The following is a 17,608-nucleotide window of genomic DNA, read 5'->3' on the forward strand; positions in this document are numbered from 1 at the left end:
GAGGAGAAATCCATGAAACGCGCCGGCACGAGCCAGTTCCTTCCGCTTTCCCCGCTGCAGAAGGGGTTGCTCTTCCATGCCGAGCTGACCGGCGAGGACTCGGGCGTCGACGTCTACGCGCTGCAGGTCGTCGCCGATCTGCACGGGCCGCTGGACGTGCCGCTGCTGCACGCCGCCGCGCGGTCGCTCCTGCGCAGGCACGACACCCTGCGCGCCTGCTTCCGCAGGCGGAAGAACGGCGAGCCGGTGCAGGTGGTGCCCGCTTCGGCGGACCTGCCGCTGGTCGAGCACGACCTCACCGGGCTCGGCCCCGCCGAGCGGGCCGCGGAGCTGGACCGGCTGACCGACGCCGACCGCATGGACAGGTTCGACTTGACGAAGCCGCCGCTGATGCGGTTCACCGTGCTCCGCACCGGCGAAGCGGATTTCCGTCTGCTGTGGACGGTGCACCACATCCTCGCGGACGGCTGGTCGATGCCGATACTGACGAAGGAACTCCTGGCCGCGTACGGCGCGGGCGGGGAGATCGACGACGCGGGGATCCCCGCTCCCCGCCCGTACCGCGACCACCTCGGCTGGCTCGCGAAGCAGGACGAGCGGGTGGGGTTGCACGCGTGGCACACCGCGCTGGCCGGACTCGACGAGCCGACGAGGGTCGCGCCTTCGCTGACCGAACCGGTGCGCGCGGTACCGGAATCGGTGGCCGTCACGGTGTCCCGCGAGCTGACCGCGATCGTGACCGGGGCCGCGCGCGAACGCGGGCTCACCCTGAACACCGTCGCGCAGGGCTGCTGGGCGCTCGCGCTCGCGCTGCTGACCGGGCGCCGCGACATCGTGTTCGGTGGTGTCAGCTCGGCGCGCCCCGCCGAGCTGGACGGGGTCGAGGGCACGGTCGGCATGTTCGCCAACACGCTGCCGGTGCGCGTCGCGCTCGATCCTCGGAAGTCCGTTGTGGACACCCTGCACGACCTGCAGCGGCAGCAGTTCGACCTGCTCGACCACCAGCACGTCGGGCTCGCGGAGGTGCAGCGGCACACCGGGATCGGCGAGCTGTTCGACACCGCGCTGATGTTCCAGAACTACCCCGCGCCTGCCGGGATCGACTACCCTGGCGGGCTGCGGCTGGTGGCCGCGGACATTCGCGCGGCGACCGGGTACCCGTTGAGCCTGACCGTGCTGCCCGGTGACCGGATCGAGCTGCGGGCCCAGTACCGCGGCGACGTGTTCGACCGCCACGAGGTCGACCACGTGCTGACCCTCGTGCAGCGCCTGCTGCGCCTGGTCGGCACCGCGCCGGACACCCTGGTAGGCCGCGTGGACGTCAGCGACGAAGCGGAGCGGGCCGAAACCCGGCTGCGCGCGGGGTTCGACACCGGCATGGACCTGCCGGACGAACTGCTCCCGGCGCTGCTCGCGAAGCGCGCAACCACCGTTCCCGACCGGATCGCCTTGGTGTGCGGCGAAACCGCGCTCACCTACGCCCAGTTCCGCACCAGGGTCGAAGCGCTGACCGCCGATCTCGTCGCGGGCGGCGCGGGTCCCGAACAGGTCGTCGCGATCGCGCTGCCGCGCTCGGCGGACCTGGTGGTGGCCGCGGTCGCGGTCCTCGCCGCGGGCGCCGCGTACCTGCCGATCGACCCCGACCACCCGTCGGACCGCGTCGGCTACATGTTCGACGACGCGAAACCGGCCCTGCTGGTGACCACCACCGACGTCGCCGCTGGGCTCGGCGAAGCGGCGGCCCTGCCTACCTTGCTGCTCGACAATCCGGACGCGCCCAAACCGGTGCGCGAGGCACCCGTCGCGGAGCTGACCGGCGACCACCCGTGCTACGTCATCTACACCTCCGGCTCGACCGGGCGGCCGAAGGGCGTGGTGGTCCGCCACCACGGCCTGCTGAACCTGGTCGTGGACATGGCATCCCGGCTGCGAGTGTCCGAAAAGGACCGTCTGCTCGCGGTCACCACGTTCGGCTTCGACATCGCGAACCTGGAGCTGTTCGTGCCGCTTCTCGCGGGCGCCACGCTCGTCGTGGCCGAGCGGGAGGTGGTGCGCGAGCCCGCGAAGCTCGCCGCGATGATCCGCGACGAGGGCGCCACCGTCATCCAGGCGACGCCGAGCCAGTGGCAGTCGGTGCTCGCCGCCGGGAAGCCCGATCTCACCGGGAAGCGGGTGCTCGTCGGCGGCGAGGCGCTGAGCGAGCCCCTCGCGGCCGACCTGCTCGCCGCGGGCGCCGAGGTCGTCAACCTCTACGGGCCGACCGAAACCACGATCTGGTCCACATCGGACATCGTGACCAGCGAGCGCGCGGGCGCGCCGTCGATCGGGCGGCCGATCGCGAACACCCAGGCGCACATCCTCGACGCGATGCTGCGGCCGGTCCGGCCGGGCTGCCCCGGCGAGCTGTACCTCGGCGGCGACGCGCTCGCCCGCGGCTACCACGGCCGCACCGGGCTCACCTCGAACCGGTTCGTCGCCGACCCGTTCGGCCCGCACGGGTCCCGGATCTACCGCACCGGCGACGTCGCGATGTGGGGCCCCGACGGGAAGATCGACTACCTCGGCCGGGTCGACCACCAGGTGAAGGTGCGCGGGTTCCGGATCGAACTCGGCGAGATCGAGGCCGTGCTCTCCGACCACCCCAGCGTGCTGCACGCGGCGGCCGTCGCCCGCGACCACGGCGGCGGTGACGTCCGCCTGGTCGGCTACGTCGTCCCCGAGAAGGACGCCGAGGTGGACATCGCCGAACTGCGCGAGCACCTCGGCGCGACGCTGCCCGAGTACATGGTGCCCGCGGTGATCGTGACCATGGACGCCTTCCCGATGACCCCGAGCGGCAAGATCGACCGCGGCGCGCTCCCGGAACCCGAACTGGCCACAGTGGACGGACGGGCCGCGCGGACCCCGCGGGAGTCGGTGCTGGCCGGGTTGTTCGCCGAGGTGCTGGGGATCTCCTCGGTCGGCATCGACGAGGACTTCTTCGCGCTCGGCGGGCATTCCCTGCTCGCCACCCGGCTCACCGGGCGGATCCGCGCCGAGCTCGGCACCGAGGTGGGTGTGCGCGCGCTGTTCGACACCCCGACCGTCGCCGGGCTCGCCGCGCTGCTCGGGACCGGCGGCACCGCCCGTCCCGCGCTGGTGCCCGCGCCCTCCTCGGCCGAGCCCGAGCTGTCCGGGGCCCAGCAGCGGCTGTGGTTCTTCAACCAGCTCGGCGACCTGCACGGCACCTACAACATCCCGCTCACCGTCCGGCTGACCGGGGACCTGGACGTCGACGCGCTCGGCGCGGCGCTGGGCGATCTCGCCGCGCGCCACGACGTCCTGCGCACCGTGTTCCCCGCCGTGGACGGACGGCCGTATCCCGCGGTCCGCGACGCGAGCGTCGGGAAGCCGCCGCTACTGGTCAGCTCGGTGCGTCCGGAAGAACTCGCGGACGAGGTGGCTTCGGCCACCCAGCGGGGTTTCGACCTCGGGCAGGACCTGCCGGTGCGCGCGCACCTGTTCCACTGTGGACAGGACGAGTACCTGCTGCTGCTCGTCGTGCACCACATCGTCGCCGACGGCTGGTCGATCGCCCCGATGGCGCACGATCTCGCGGTCGCCTACACCGCGCGTCACGGCGGCCGCGGTCCGGAATGGACACCGCTGCCGGTGCGCTTCGCCGACTACGTCCACTGGCACAACGCGTTGCTGGGCTCCGAGGACGATCCGGAAAGCGTCCGATCGAGACAGCTCGCGTTCTGGCGCGAGACGCTCGCCGACCTGCCGGAGGAGCTGGCGCTGCCCGCCGACTTCCCCCGCCCCGCCACGGCATCCCACCGCGGCGACTCCGTCGCGCTGACCCTGCCCGTCGAACTGCGCGAGCGGATCGAAGCGCTGGCAAGGGAAAGCGCGGCGACCCCGTTCATGGTCGTGCAGGCGGCGCTCGCCGCGCTGCTCGGCAAGCTCGGCGCCGGCGCGGACATCCCGATCGGCACCGCGATCGCGGGCCGCACGGACTCCGCGCTCGACGAGCTGATCGGGATGTTCGTGAACACCCTGGTGCTGCGCACCGATCTCAGTGGCGACCCGACGTTCCGCGCGCTGCTGGGCAGGGTCCGCGAAACCGATCTCGCCGCCTACGCCAACCAGGACCTGCCCTACGAGCGCGTGGTGACCGAGCTGAACCCGACTCGCTCGCTGGCCAAGGAAGCGCTGGTGCAGGTTGCGCTGGCGTTCCAGAACTACCGGCAGGGGCAGCTCGAACTGCCGGGGCTCACCGTGTCCGCCGAGCGGATCCCGTCGTACTCGGCGAAGGTCGACCTCGCGCTCGAACTCGAAGAGGACGCCGACGGCGCGTTGCAGGGCATGCTGGAGTACAACACCGACCTGTTCCGCCGCGACAGCGCCGAGCGCATCGCGAACCGGTTCGCGCTCCTGCTCGACGCGGCGGTGCGCACCCCGGACGAGCCGCTGAGCCGCCTCGACGCGCTCGGCGGCGACGAGCGGGACAAGCTGCTCCGGCAGTGGTGCGGCCCGGTCGCCCCGCCGCGGCCCGACGTGCTGCCCGCGTTGTTCGAGCGGCACGCCGCCGCGAGGCCCGGCGCGGACGCGGTGGTCGCGCGGGCGGGCACCGTGATCTTCGGTGAGCTGAACGAGCGGGCGAACCGGCTGGCGAGGCTGCTCGTCGCGCACGGCGCCGGACCGGAGCGGTTCGTCGCGGTCGCGATGCCGCGTTCGGCCGATCTGGTGATCGGGGTGCTCGGCGTGCTCAAGGCGGGCGCCGCGTTCCTGCCGATCGACCCGGCCCACCCCGAGGACCGCCTGCGCCACGTCCTGACCGACGCGAAGCCCGCGCTCGTCCTCGGTGCCGGTGACGGCGTGAACCGCTTGCCGGACACCGGAATCCCCGTGCTGCGCCTCGACGATCCCGCTGTGGCGGGCGTACTCGCGGACCTCCCCTCCCACGACCTGACCGACGCCGAGCGCACCGAACCGCTCGTGCCGTCGCACCCCGCGTACGCGATCTACACGTCGGGCTCGACCGGTAAGCCGAAGGGCGTGGTCGTGCAGCACGCGAGCGTCGCCGACATGATCGCCGCGCTCGGCACGACGCTCGGCGCGCACACCGGGACGAGGATGTTGCAGTTCGCCGCGCACAGCTTCGACGCCGTGGTCGCCGAAATCGGCGGCTCGGTGTTCGTCGGCGGCGCGCTCGTCATCGCCGAGGAGGCCGACCGCGGCGGGCAGCCGCTCGCGGACCTGATGACCGAGCTGGACGTGAACCTCGCGATCCTGCCGCCCGTGGTGCTGTCCACCATGCCGGAGGAAAGCACGTTCCCCGAAGACCTGGTGCTCACCGTCGCGGGTGAGGCGTGCTCGCCCGAGGTGGTCTCGCGCTGGTCCGTCCGGCACCGCATGCACAACCTGTACGGGCCGACCGAGGTCACCATCTGGGCCAGCGCCAGCGATCCGCTCACCCCCGGCGGCACTCCGCCGATCGGGCGGCCGGTGGCCAGCCAGCGCCTGCGCGTGCTCGACACCCGGCTGTGCCCGGTGGGTATCGGCGTGGTCGGCGAGTTGTACGTCGGCGGCGGGCTGGCCCGCGGTTACCTCGGCCGCGCCGGCCTGACCGCGCAGCGGTTCGTCGCCGATCCCTTCGGCGGCACCGGTGAGCGCGTCTACCGCACCGGCGATCTGGTGCGGTGGCTGCCCGACGGCAACCTCGACTTCGTCGGCAGGGTCGACAACCAGGTGAAGATCCGCGGGTTCCGGATCGAACTGGGCGACGTCGAGGACGCGGTCCGCAGCCACCCGTCGGTCGCCTCGGCGGTCGCGATCGTCCGCGAGGACCGGCCCGGTGACCGGCGCGTGGTCGCCTATGTGCGCGGGGACGCCGAACCGGAAGCGGTGCGCGCACACGCGGCCACCCGGCTCCCGGCGTACATGGTCCCGTCCGCGGTCGTGGTGCTGGCGGAGTTCCCGACCACGCGGCACGGCAAGATCGACCACGCCGCGCTGCCCGCGCCGGAAACGGAAACCGGCACGGTACGACCGCCGAGGACGACGGCCGAGCGCGTGCTGTGCGACGTCGTCGCCGACGTGCTGGGGCTGCCGGAGGCTGGCGTGGATCTGGACTTCTTCGCCGCGGGCGGGAACAGCATCCAGTCCATCCAGGTGGTCGACAAGGCGGGCAAGGCCGGCGTCCGGCTGTCGGTGGCCGACCTGTTCACGCACCCGAGGATCGAAGACCTCGCCGCCGCGTGCACGGTCGCCGAAACCGGCGCAGGCTGGGCCACCGCCGATCCCCTCGCCGTGCTGCTGCCGATCAGGACCGGCGGCGACCTGCCACCGCTGTTCTGCGTCCACAGTGGACTGGGCACCTGCCTGCCGTACCTCGGGCTCGCCGAGCACATCGGCTCCGCGCGCCCGATCTACGGCTTGCAGGCGCCCTACGTCACCTCGTCCGCGGCGCCGCCGGAGGACATGGCGGCGCTGGCCGCCGAGTACGTCGAGCGGCTGCGCACCGTCCAGCCGTCGGGGCCCTACCACCTGTTCGGCTGGTCGTTCGGCGGGCTGCTCGCGCACGAAATGGCGGTACAGCTCGAAGAATACGGCGAAACCGTCGCACTGCTGGCCAATGTGGACAGTTTCCCGGTCGACGAGCGCGACGACGAAACCGACGACGCCGAACTTTTGCTTCGCCTTTTGGAAACCGCGGGATATGATCGAACGGAATTCGCGGGCGACCGGCTCGCGCTCGACGAGATCTGCGATCTGCTCGCTTCCGACGGCGGTTTGTTCGCCGCGCTCGGCAGGGAGCGGATCCCCCGGCTCGTCTCGGCGATGAAACAGCACGCCAAGCTGGCGTGCGCGATGGAGTACCGCGAGTTCAGCGGCGCGATGCGGCTTTTCGTGGCCACCGCCGGGCTCGACGAAGCGGAGATCGAAAACCGGGTGCGGCGCTGGGCGCCGCACGTCGGCGGGGAGATCTCCGCGCACCTGGTGGCCTGCGACCACGACCACCTGATGCACCCAGGAGCACGGCGCTCGATCGGCCTCGAAGTGGCGGCGGCGCTGGAAAACACGACCGACCTCGAAAGCGGGAGCTGACATGACCACGACCGCGGTCCCTGCCGGACCGGCAGCGGCCATCACCGAAATCCGGGCGCTCGCGGGCCGCCGCGTCCGCCACCTGTTGCGCGCGCCGGGGCGGCTCATCGGCATCACGATGAACCCGCTGGTGATGATGCTGGCGATGGGATACCTGTTCAAGCAGGCGTTCGTGATCCCCGGCGGCGGCGACTACCTCGAATACCTGATGGCGGGGGTGGCCATGCAGGTCGGCCTCGCCAGCATCGGCCCGACCGCGATCGGGGTCTCGATGGACCTGCGCGGCGGGCTGATCGACCGGTTCCGCTCGCTGCCGATCGGGCGCGGCGGCGTGCTGCTCGGGCACAGCATCGCGGATCTGGTCGCGTCGCTGGCCGGGCTGGTCATCGTGATGGCCGCCGGGCTCGCGCTCGGCTGGCGCCCGCACACCGACGCGCTGTCCGTGCTGGCCGGTTTCGGCATCCTCATCGCGTTCATCTACGCGATGCTGTGGGTCGGGATCCTGCTCGGCATGGTGCTCAAGACCCCGGAGTCCATCGACGCCGTCGGCAGCCTCGTGCTCGTCGGCCTGTCGTTCCTGTCCACCGCGCTGATCTCGGCCAGCGCCATGCCGTCCTGGATCCGGCCGGTGGTGGAGTGGAACCCGGTCAGCTCGGTGACCACGGCGCTGCGCGAGCTGTGGGGCAACCCCGGCGGCACCGCGGGCGCCACCTTCGCCACCGAGAACTCCGGCGTGGTGATCGCGGTGGCGCTCGCGGCCATCCTGCTCGTCACCACCGCGTTGAGCTTCCGCCGGTATCGCAAAGCCGAAAACTGATCCACCCACCGGGAAAACGGCCCTGGCGAATCCGCCGGGGCCGTTTCTGCTGCCGAAATCAAGCGGATTCACCCGGATGAGCGGCGGAACATGACCTCGTCATACCCGGAACAGGGATCTGGTACCGGGCAAAGAGTGGTACTGCACCTACTGACTCCGGCCTCGGCGACCCGCCATGATTGACGCATACCGCAGCGGAGGAGAGCCGGTGCGAACTCAGGGGAAAGGCAGAACGATGACCATGGCAATCGGGACCACGAGGCAACGGTCAGGACGGTCGAAGTACATCCTGCGCGGCGCCGCGCTGTTCGGTATCTCGCTCGCCGCGATCGCGGTCGCGGCGTGGCTGATCATCGCGGTCTGCCTGTGCACCGTCGGGGTCGGCATCTTCCTGGTCCCGTCGGCGATGTCCGCGGTGCGGGGCCTGGTCACCACCCAGCGCAGGCTGGCTGCCGACTGGTCGGGGGTCCAGATCGCCGACCCGTACCGCAACGAGCCCGAGTTCCCGAAGGGGCTGAAGGGATCGTGGCAGCGCACCTACTGGGCGCTCGGCGACGGCACCACGTGGCGCCAGCTGCTGTGGCTCATCGTGGAGCCCTACACCGGCGGCCTCGTCGCGTTCCTTCCCGCCGCGCTGCTGCTCAACGGCCTGTTCGGGCTCGCGATGCCGTTCGTGTGGGAACAGCGCCTCGCGATCTGGGAGAACAGCTTCTACGGGTTCATCCCGCTCGACAGCCAGCTGATGGCCATCTTCGCGGCCGGTCTCGGTGTCGTGCAGATCGCGATCTGCGGGTTCGTGGCACGGCCGCTGGTCGGCGCGCACGCCAAGCTCACGAAGTGGTGGCTGCGCCCGTCCAACGCCCGCCTCGCCTCGCGCGTCGAGCAGTTGCAGCAGACCCGCTACACCGCGGTCGACACCTCGGCCGCCGAGCTGCGCCGCATCGAACGCGACCTGCACGACGGCGCGCAGTCGCGGCTGGTCGCGATGGGCATGACGCTGTCCGCGGCGGAGAACCTGGTCGAGGACAACCCCGAAGCCGTCCGCGCCCTGCTCAGCGAGGCCAAGGAATCGTCGACGAAGGCGCTCAACGAGCTGCGCGACCTGGTGCGCGGCATCCACCCGCCGGTACTGGCCGACCGCGGCCTCGTCGACGCGGTGAAGGCGCTGGCGCTGGACGCCCCGATCCCGGTCGAGCTGTCCGGCGGGCTGCCCGCACGACCCCAGCCCCCGGTCGAGTCCGCAGCCTACTTCGCGGTCTCCGAGGTGCTGAACAACGTGCTCAAGCACGCGCACGCCAGCTCGGCCGCGGTCGAGTTCTCCCACGAGGGCGACGCGCTCCGGATCAACGTGACCGACAACGGGTGCGGCGGCGCGGACATCTCGCGCGGCACCGGACTGCGCGGTCTCGAAGAGCGGCTCGCGGCGTTCGACGGCTACCTGTCGGTGGTGAGCCCGATCGGCGGGCCGACACTGGTCTCCATCGTCATCCCGAACGCGCTGCCTGCCCGCTAGACGTCTGGAGCCGCGGTCCCCCAGCCGGCTCCGGCACGCGATCGAGGCCATTCCGGTACCCCTGCCGGAGTGGCCTCGATTGCATGTTTCGGGGGAGGTTCCCTTATCAGGCAACGGTCAGCGGGGTGTCAGCACGGCATCCGAGTATGGATGAAAGCGAGCCAGCCCGAGCCCGCCCGACGACGGAGGTACCCGTGTCCGAAACGACCAACCCGTTCGACGACGAGCAAGGCACCTTCCTGGTGCTGGTCAACGACGAGGAGCAGCACAGCATCTGGCCGTCGTTCGCCGAGGTGCCCGGCGGCTGGACCGTCGTGCTCGGGGAGAGCAGCCGCGAGGCCGCGCTCGCCTACGTCGAAGCGAACTGGACCGACATGCGCCCGCGCAGCCTGCGCGAGCAGGCAACGGCAGTCCGATAGCAGAGGGGCCGGACGTGGAATTCGCCATCGAGACGCAGAACCTGCGCAAGTCCTACCGCGACAAGGAAGCCGTGCGGGGGGTCACCCTCTCGGTGCGCCCCGGGAAGGTCCTCGGCGTGCTCGGCCCCAACGGTGCGGGGAAGACCACCACCGTCCGGATGCTGGCGACCCTGCTCACCCCGGACGGTGGGTTCGCCCGCGTCGCCGGTTTCGACGTCGCCACCGAGGCTCGCGAGGTGCGCAGGCGGATCGGGCTGGCGGGCCAGTACGCGGCCGTCGACGAGCTGCTCACCGGACGCGAAAACCTGGTGCTGCTCGGCACTTTGCTACACCTAGGCAGGCGCAAGGCGGCGAAACGGGCCGCGGAACTGTTGGCGCGCTTCGATCTCACCGACGCCGCCGACCGTCCACTCAAGACCTACTCCGGTGGGATGCGGCGCAGGCTCGACCTCGCCGCGTGCATCGTCGCGGAGCCGTCGGTGCTGTTCCTCGACGAGCCGAGCACCGGTCTCGACCCGGCGAGCAGGCTTTCGCTGTGGGCGACGATCCGCGGTCTCGTCGACGAGGGTATGACTGTGCTGCTGACCACGCAGTACCTGGAGGAGGCCGACTCGCTCGCCGACGACATCGCGGTGATCGCCTCGGGCCAGGTGATCGCGGAAGGCACCCCGGAACAGCTCAAGCGCAAGGTCGGCCAGGAACGCCTGGAACTGACCGTGGCGGCGCAGGCCGACATCGCGCCCGCACTGCGCGCGCTGGACTCGCTCACCGTCGCGAACCCCGCCGTGGACAGGGACAAGCGCGTCATCGGGCTCCAGCTCGACAGCGGGATCGACGGGATCGCCTCGGTTTCCGCCGCACTGTCCTCCGCCGGTGTCACCGTCACCGACTTCGGCATCCGGCGCCCCACCCTGGACGACGTATTCCTGAACCTGACCGGCCAAGAAGCCGTCGCCCACTAACACCCCTCCCCGCTATCCTTATTTCGGGGGGGAACCCGAAGTCCCCGAAGGTGGCCTTCGGGGCATCTAGCGCCGCGAACTCCCCCCTCGCGGCGGTCCCGCACGCCAGCAGAAGCCCCACGATCGCCCCGGCCGACGAAGGCCGGGGCGATCGTCGTGTCCGGACTGTCCTAAACGGACGGATTCGTCAGCACAGCGTCAGTGCGCCGTCAGAGTAGCGCCGGACCATGGACTGGACTCGCGAAGCGAAGGCCAAGCCACGCCGACGAAGGAGCTCCAGATGCCGCGGCCCTCTCTCGACGACCTGATCGGCGCAGCCGAGCGCACGCTCTCCGACGCCGGGATCGAAGCGGCGCGCGCCGACGCCGAACAGCTCGCCGCGCACGCGCTCGGCCTGCCACCCCACGCCAGGCCCGCACCGTGGACCAAGCTCACCGAAACGGAGCGGGCGCGGTTCACCGAACTCGTTTCCCGCCGCGCGGACCGGATCCCGCTCGGGCACCTCCTGCGCGAAGCCACGCTCGGCGGCGTCACGGTCGCCGTCGGACCGGGGGTCTTCGTGCCGCGCCCGCACAGCGAGCTGGTGCTCGCCTCCGGGCTCGAAGTGCTGGCTGGCCGGGAAAACCCGGTCGTGGTGGACCTGTGCACCGGGTCCGCCGCGATCGCGCTCGCGGTCGCGCACGCACGCCCCGACGCCACCGTGCACGCCGTCGAACTCGATCCGAACGCGCTGGAGTTCGCGCGCCGCAACAGCGCGCACCAGGCCTCGCTCGGCGACACCCCGATCGTCGTGCACGCCGCCGACGTCACCGCGCCCGGCCTGCTCGCCGAGCTGACCGGCGCGGTCGATCTCGTGCTGGCCAATCCGCCGTTCGTGCCCGAAAGCGAGCGGCTGCTCCCCGAATACGGCGTCCACCACCCGAAACTGGCCATCTTCAGCGGCGCCGACGGGCTCCACGTCATCCGGCACGTGGTCCGCCTCGCCGCCGCGCTGTTGCGCCCTGACGGCGGCCTCGTCGTCGAACACGGCCACTTCCACGGCCGGTCCGTGCCCGAACTGCTCGCCGCCGACGCCGCCTTCGGCGCGGTGTCCACGCACGACTACGTCGACGGACGTCCGCTGTACACCACCGCGAACCGCACGCCGCAACGGAAGGAGCACGCAGCATGACCGCGACGAAGGACACGGCCGATCTGGAATCGATGCGCGCGGAACTGGACGGCATCGACCGCCAGCTACTGGAAACCCTGGCCCGCCGCATCGAGTGCTGCGTCGAGATCGGCGAGTTCAAGCGCGTCCACAAGGTGCGGATGATGCAGCCGCACCGCATCGACTTCGTGCACCGCCGCGCCGCCGCCTTCGCCGAGGAACGCGGGATCGACACGACCTTCATGCGCAGCCTCTACGACCTGATCATCGCCGAAACCTGCCGGGTCGAAGACCTCGTCATCGCCGGCTCCGAGCCCGAGGGAGACGACTGATGCGCACACTGCTGATCGACAACTACGACTCCTTCACCTACAACCTCCACCAGTTGCTCGGCGAACTGAACGGCGCGCCGCCGACCGTGGTCACCAGCGACACCCCGTGGTCCGAAGTGGACCTCGCCCAGTTCGACAACATCGTCATCTCGCCCGGCCCCGGCCGCCCCGACTGCCCCCGCGATTTCGGCATCAGCGCCGACGCGATCCTCCACAGCGGACTGCCGGTCCTCGGTGTCTGCTTAGGACACCAGGGCATCTGCCAGCTGCACGGCGCGCGCGTCGTGCACGCCCCGTATCCCATGCACGGCAGGGTTTCCCTGGTCAGCCACACCGGCGCCGATCTGTTCGAAGGCATCCCGTCGCCGTTCGAAGTGGTCCGCTACCACTCGCTCGCCGCGACCGACCTGCCCGGCGAGCTGGAGGCGATCGCGTGGACCGACGACGGCGTGATCATGGGCGTACGCCACCGCACCAAGCCGATCTGGGGCGTGCAGTTCCACCCCGAGTCGATTTCCTCGGCCTACGGCAGGGAACTGCTCGCCAACTTTCGCGCGGCAACCGCGCGGTTCCACGCACTCGAAGCCGCCCCGCCGGTCGTTCCCGCCCAGCGCCGCCCCGGCGGCAACGGCCACCGTGCGCTGGTGCGCAAGCTCGCCTTCGAACCCGACGCCGAAGCCGCCTACGCCGAGCTGTTTTCCGCTTCACCGCACAGCTTCTGGCTCGACAGCAGCGCCACCGCCGAAGGCAGGGCGCGATTCTCGATGATGGGCGACGACACGGGTCCGCGCGCCGAATACCTGACCTACCGGGTCGACGAGAACCGCGTGCGCGTGACGCGCGGCGACTCCGTCGAGGAAATCCCCGGCTCGTTCTTCGACTACCTGCACGAGCAGCTGGAAACCCGCGGGCTGCCACCGATCCCCGGGCTGCCCACCGCGTTCAACCTCGGCTACGTCGGTTACCTCGGCTACGAGCTGAAGGCCGAAACCGGCGGCTCGGCGAAGCACACGTCCTCCTCGCCCGACGCCGCGATGGTCTTCGCCGACCGCGCCGTGGTGTTCGACCACGTCGAGCGGACCTGCTACCTGCTTTGCCTGTCCGCCAACGATCCCGAACCCGAAGCGCTCGCCTGGCTCGACCGCACGCAGCAGCGGTTGTGCACCCTTCCGCGCGCCGTGCCCTCGCCGGGCCCGCTCGCGACCGGCATCCCGGACGTGCTGTCCGCGGTCACCCTGCGGCACGACCACGACAGCTACCTCAAGCGGATCCACGTCTGCCTCGACGAAATCGCCGACGGCGAAACCTACGAGGTGTGCCTGACCAACGTCGCGCACACCGCGCGCGTCGAGGACGTGTTCGGCACCTACCGCGCGCTGCGCCGGGTCAGCCCGGTGCCCTACGGCGCGCTGCTGTCCTTCGGCGACGTCGCCGTGCTGTCCAGTTCCCCGGAGCGGTTCCTCACCGTGGACACCGACCGGGTCGTCGAGTCGAAGCCGATCAAGGGCACGCGGCCGCGCGGCAGGGACGCCGACGAGGACGAGCGGCTCAAGCGGGACCTGGCGGCGCACGAGAAGGACCGCGCCGAGAACCTGATGATCGTCGACCTGGTGCGCAACGACATGAACCGGGTGTGCGAGGTCGGTTCGGTGCACGTGCCGAAGCTGTTCGACGTCGAGACCTACGCGCAGGTGCACCAGCTGGTGTCGACCATCCGCGGCGTGCTGCGCCCCGATGCGTCCACTGTGGACTGCGTGCGCGCCGCGTTCCCCGGCGGCTCGATGACCGGTGCGCCGAAGCTGCGGACGATGGAGATCATCGACCGGCTCGAAGAGGGCCCGCGCGGCCCGTACTCCGGCGCGCTCGGCTGGTTCGCGCTCAGCGGGGCCAGCGACCTCAGCATCGTCATCCGCACCATCGTCGCCGACGGGCAGGGCACCACGTTCGGGGTCGGTGGGGCAATTGTTGCGCTGTCCGACCCGGAGGACGAGTTCGAGGAAACGCTGGTGAAGTCGCGCGCCATGGTGAGCGCGCTGGAACAGGCAGCACCGTCGGTTTCGGACAAGGTGCCGACATGAGTTCGGCCTGCGTGGTGGCGGGCGGGGCGGGCGCGGTGGGCGGCATGCTCACCGGCCTGCTCCGCGACGCGGGCGCCGCGGTCACGATCGCCGATCCGGCCGTGTCGTCGGACATCCTCGCCCCCTCCCCCGAACTCGCCGCCGCGCTGGCCGCCGCGGACGTGGTGGTACTGGCCGTCCCCGGTGAGGTCGCGGTCGCCGCTTTGCCCGTGCTGGCACCGCTGCTGCGGACCGACGCGCTGCTCGTGGAGACGCTTTCGGTGAAGGGCCCGGTTTCCGCGGCCATCACCGCGCACCGGCCCGATGGGCCCGCGCTCGGCGTCAACCCGATGTTCGCCCCCGATCTGGCGATCGCGGGGCGTCCGATCGCCGTGGTTTCCCACCGCGACGGCCCCGGGGTGGCGAAGTTCCTCGAGGTGTTCACGGGCGCGAGGCTGGTTCCGGTGACCGCGGCCGCGCACGACCGGCTCACCGCGACCGCGCAGGCGCTCACCCACGCGGCGGTGCTCGCCTTCGGCAGCGGCCTCGCGGAATTGGACGTCGACATCGAAGCGCTGACCGCGCTGGCGCCGCCGCCGTGCGCCACCCTGCTGAGCCTGCTCGCCCGGATCTCGTCCGGGGAACCCGAGGTGTACTGGGAAATCCAGGCCGACAACCCGGACGCCGCGGCCGCCCGCGCCGCGCTGGGCCGTGGCGCGGAGGAGCTGGGACGGCTCGTCGAGACCGGCGACCGCGCCGGGTTCGACGCGGGACTGGCGGGCGCCCGCGCCGCGCTCGGCACCGCACTGCGCCCCGCCGCCACGGCCTGCGCGGCCGTGTTCGCCACCATGCCCGCCCTTCCCGCCACGTCCACCAGCACAGAAATGGGGCACCGATGACACTCACGGCCACCGCAGAGGAGATCACCGTGCCGACCGTCGGCGGGGCGGTCAGCACCGCGCCCGTGCTGACGCCGGCCCAGCTCGCCACCCAGTTGCCGTGCTCGCCCGCCGCGGCGAGAACGGTGCGGGCGGCGCGGGTGAGTTCGTGCCGGGTGCTCGACGGGATCGACGACCGCCTGCTCGTCGTCGTCGGCCCGTGCTCGGTGCACGACGTCGACGCCGCGCTGACGTACGCGAAAGCGCTGCGCGTGCTCGCCGACGAGCTGTCCGACGATCTGCTGATCGTGATGCGCGCGTACTTCGAGAAGCCGCGCACCGCCGTCGGCTGGCCCGGCCTGCTCACCGACCCGCGCCGCGACGGGAGCTTCGCGGTCGAGGACGGCCTTCGCGCCGCGCGGGCACTGATGCTGGAGATCAGCGAACTCGGGCTGCCGGTGGGCACCGAATGGCTGAGCCCGCTGACCCCCGACTACCTCGGCGACCTGGTGTCGTGGGCCGCGATCGGCGCGCGCACCGCGGAAAGCCAGGTGCACCGGCAGCTCGCGAGCGGGCTGACCATGCCGGTCGGCATGAAGAACGGGAGCACCGGCTCGATCGCCGTGGCCGCCGACGCGGTGCGTGCCGCGGCGGCGCCGCACGGATATCTCGGCGCCGACACGAAGGGCTCGCTCGCGATCGTCCGCACGAGCGGCAACCCGCACTGCCACGTGGTGCTCCGCGGTGGCGGCGGCCCGAACTACTCCGCGACCGACGTGCTCGCCACCACCGAACTGCTGCGCGCCCGCGGCCTGCCGGAACGCGTCGTGATCGACGCCAGCCACGGCAACAGCGGCAAGGACGAAGCGCGCCAAGCCGTCGTCGCGGGCGAGATCGCCGCGCAGATCGCCGCCGGTGGCCACGCGATCCGCGGCATCATGCTGGAAAGCTTCCTCGTCCCCGGCAGGCAGGACGCCGACGCGCGCCCGCACGTGTTCGGCCGCAGCATCACCGACGCCTGCCTTGGCTGGGACGACACCATCGACGCCCTGCGCGACCTCGCCGAAGCCGTCCGCCTACGCCGCCGAACCTGACGCGGTCTCCGGGAAGCGCTGCGGTGGTCGGCGGCGGAGGTCCTCCGTTGGTCCCCGAAGGCCACCTTCGGGGACCCTAGCGCCACTTTCTCGGCCTTCGCTCACGTGCGGGCAGGGCCGCACATGCCCCGAAGGTGGCCTTCGGGGCGCTGGATTCCCCGAAGGTCACTTTCGGGGCAGGCGACGGCCTGCTGCGGGCTCGTGCGCGTGGCGGGAATGCGGCGCGAGGGCCGAGTTTGCGGCGTCTACCGCCCCGAAGGCCACCTTCGGGGACACGAGCAGTGGCGGCAGCCCGCCGCGAAGGCCGAGATCGTGACGCTCAACGCCCCAAGAGGAACCTTCGACGACATACACGGCCTGACCTCTACAGGAGCATCTTTCGGGGCATGGGCGGTCAGTCCGGAAGCACGGCGATGTCGAGATCGCGTAGGCGTTCTGGTGAGGCGATGACCTCGTAGGCGGTGATCCGGTTCCCTTCGACGGTGACCGTGAGCGCCAACGCCAGCCGTCCCGCAGGGGCCACGACGACCCCGACGGAACCGTTGACGAGCGCGGTTTCGGCGAAGCGGGAGCGGCGGCCGAAGCCGACGGTTTCTTCCGCCACGACGCGGGAGCCGCGTGCGATGGTCGAGCGGCCGGGTGGCAGTGCGGCGGGGTCGGCGCGGCGGACGACGTCGGGGGCCAGCACTTCGAGCAGTGCGGTCAGGTCGCCGCCGCGGGAGGCGGCGAGGAAGGCGTCGATGACGAGCCGGTGCTGGGCGAGATCAGCCGCCGGGATCGAGGAGGTGCCGCGCACCCGCGCCCGCGCGCGGCTGGCGAGCTTCTTCGTGGTGACCGGCGAGCGGTCCACGATCGGGGCGATCCGGTCGAACGGCACCGCGAACAGGTCGTGCAGGACGAACGCGACCCGTTCGTCGGGGCCGAGCGCGTCCAGCACGACGAGCAGCGCGCGGCCGACCGAGTCGGCCATCACCACTTCTTCTTCGGGGCCCGGACCGTCCTCGAAGGACTCGAAGGACTCGACCGGGGCGCCGAGATCTTCGCGGCGCGACTTGCGCGAGCGCAGCATGTCCAGGCACACCCGGGAAACGACCGTGCGCAGCCACGCCGCCATGCTCTCGACCTCGCGCACATCGGTGCGGCTGAGCCGCAGCCAGGCCTCCTGCACCGCGTCGTCGGCCTCACCGAGCGAGCCGAGCATCCGGTACGCGACCGCCCTCAGCTGCGCGCGGTGCTCCTCGAACCGCGCCGCCAGTTCCTCGTGCTCCTCCACCGGTCACCTTTCCTCGACACG

At 71.4% G+C, this 17,608-nt stretch carries 11 protein-coding genes; 10 read left to right on the plus strand and 1 reads right to left on the minus strand.

Annotation, left to right across the window (positions count from 1 at the left end; translation table 11 throughout):
- The first annotated feature begins 12 nt into the window (after window positions 1–12).
- The 10 genes from HUW46_RS11135 to HUW46_RS11180 all read left to right on the plus strand — a co-directional run bounded on the left by HUW46_RS11135 (window position 13) and on the right by HUW46_RS11180 (window position 16,314).
- Window positions 13–7,092: an amino acid adenylation domain-containing protein gene (locus HUW46_RS11135; RefSeq protein WP_215547199.1), complete on the plus strand. Its 7,080-nt coding sequence runs from the start codon at window positions 13–15 to the stop codon at window positions 7,090–7,092.
- Between the two features lies 1 nt (window position 7,093).
- A complete protein-coding gene (locus tag HUW46_RS11140; protein WP_215547200.1) occupies window positions 7,094–7,909 on the plus strand; it encodes an ABC transporter permease in 816 nt (271 codons plus the stop codon).
- A gap of 235 nt (window positions 7,910–8,144) precedes the next feature.
- Window positions 8,145–9,422 carry a sensor histidine kinase gene (locus HUW46_RS11145; protein ID WP_215547201.1) on the plus strand — a complete coding sequence of 426 codons (1,278 nt, stop codon included), beginning with the start codon at window positions 8,145–8,147 and terminating at the stop codon, window positions 9,420–9,422.
- A gap of 194 nt (window positions 9,423–9,616) precedes the next feature.
- On the plus strand, window positions 9,617–9,841 hold the full coding sequence (locus tag HUW46_RS11150) for an MbtH family protein (protein WP_254126062.1): 225 nt from the start codon (window positions 9,617–9,619) through the stop codon (window positions 9,839–9,841).
- Between the two features lie 14 nt (window positions 9,842–9,855).
- Entirely contained in the window at window positions 9,856–10,803 is a 948-nt protein-coding gene (locus tag HUW46_RS11155; protein WP_215547203.1) for an ATP-binding cassette domain-containing protein, read from the plus strand.
- Window positions 10,804–11,083: 280 nt separating this feature from the next.
- Entirely contained in the window at window positions 11,084–11,974 is an 891-nt protein-coding gene (locus tag HUW46_RS11160; protein ID WP_215547204.1) for a N5-glutamine methyltransferase family protein, read from the plus strand.
- Window positions 11,971–12,285, plus strand: a complete 315-nt coding sequence (locus HUW46_RS11165; RefSeq protein ID WP_215547205.1) for a chorismate mutase family protein — start codon at window positions 11,971–11,973, stop codon at window positions 12,283–12,285. Before HUW46_RS11160 ends, HUW46_RS11165 begins: the two co-directional genes overlap by 4 nt.
- Window positions 12,285–14,363, plus strand: coding sequence for an aminodeoxychorismate synthase component I (gene pabB, locus HUW46_RS11170; RefSeq protein WP_215547206.1), 2,079 nt, complete (start codon window positions 12,285–12,287; stop codon window positions 14,361–14,363). Before HUW46_RS11165 ends, pabB begins: the two co-directional genes overlap by 1 nt.
- The gene (locus HUW46_RS11175; protein ID WP_215547207.1) at window positions 14,360–15,241 is read left to right on the plus strand and encodes a prephenate dehydrogenase dimerization domain-containing protein; all 882 of its coding nucleotides are present in this window, start codon (window positions 14,360–14,362) and stop codon (window positions 15,239–15,241) included. Before pabB ends, HUW46_RS11175 begins: the two co-directional genes overlap by 4 nt.
- Window positions 15,238–16,314, plus strand: a complete 1,077-nt coding sequence (locus tag HUW46_RS11180; RefSeq protein WP_215547208.1) for a 3-deoxy-7-phosphoheptulonate synthase — start codon at window positions 15,238–15,240, stop codon at window positions 16,312–16,314. The genes HUW46_RS11175 and HUW46_RS11180 overlap by 4 nt, the downstream gene beginning before the upstream one ends.
- A 394-nt stretch (window positions 16,315–16,708) precedes the next feature.
- Here HUW46_RS11180 and HUW46_RS11185 read toward each other — a convergent pair whose 3' ends face one another.
- Window positions 16,709–17,587 (minus strand): sigma-70 family RNA polymerase sigma factor, encoded by an 879-nt coding sequence (locus HUW46_RS11185; RefSeq protein ID WP_215547209.1) that lies wholly within the window; start codon window positions 17,585–17,587, stop codon window positions 16,709–16,711.
- Window positions 17,588–17,608 lie beyond the last annotated feature (21 nt).

The sequence above is a fragment of the Amycolatopsis sp. CA-230715 genome (assembly GCF_018736145.1).
GTDB lineage: Bacteria > Actinomycetota > Actinomycetes > Mycobacteriales > Pseudonocardiaceae > Amycolatopsis.

Bases quoted from the DNA above. Each gene is read 5' to 3' on its own strand.
- HUW46_RS11145 (WP_215547201.1), top strand. From the start codon at position 8,145: ATGACCATGGCAATCGGGACCACGAGGCAACGGTCAGGACGGTCGAAG.
- pabB (WP_215547206.1), top strand. From the start codon at position 12,285: ATGCGCACACTGCTGATCGACAACTACGACTCCTTCACCTACAACCTC.
- HUW46_RS11175 (WP_215547207.1), top strand. From the start codon at position 14,360: ATGAGTTCGGCCTGCGTGGTGGCGGGCGGGGCGGGCGCGGTGGGCGGC.
- HUW46_RS11160 (WP_215547204.1), top strand. From the start codon at position 11,084: ATGCCGCGGCCCTCTCTCGACGACCTGATCGGCGCAGCCGAGCGCACG.
- HUW46_RS11180 (WP_215547208.1), top strand. From the start codon at position 15,238: ATGACACTCACGGCCACCGCAGAGGAGATCACCGTGCCGACCGTCGGC.
- HUW46_RS11165 (WP_215547205.1), top strand. From the start codon at position 11,971: ATGACCGCGACGAAGGACACGGCCGATCTGGAATCGATGCGCGCGGAA.
- HUW46_RS11135 (WP_215547199.1), top strand. From the start codon at position 13: ATGAAACGCGCCGGCACGAGCCAGTTCCTTCCGCTTTCCCCGCTGCAG.
- HUW46_RS11140 (WP_215547200.1), top strand. From the start codon at position 7,094: ATGACCACGACCGCGGTCCCTGCCGGACCGGCAGCGGCCATCACCGAA.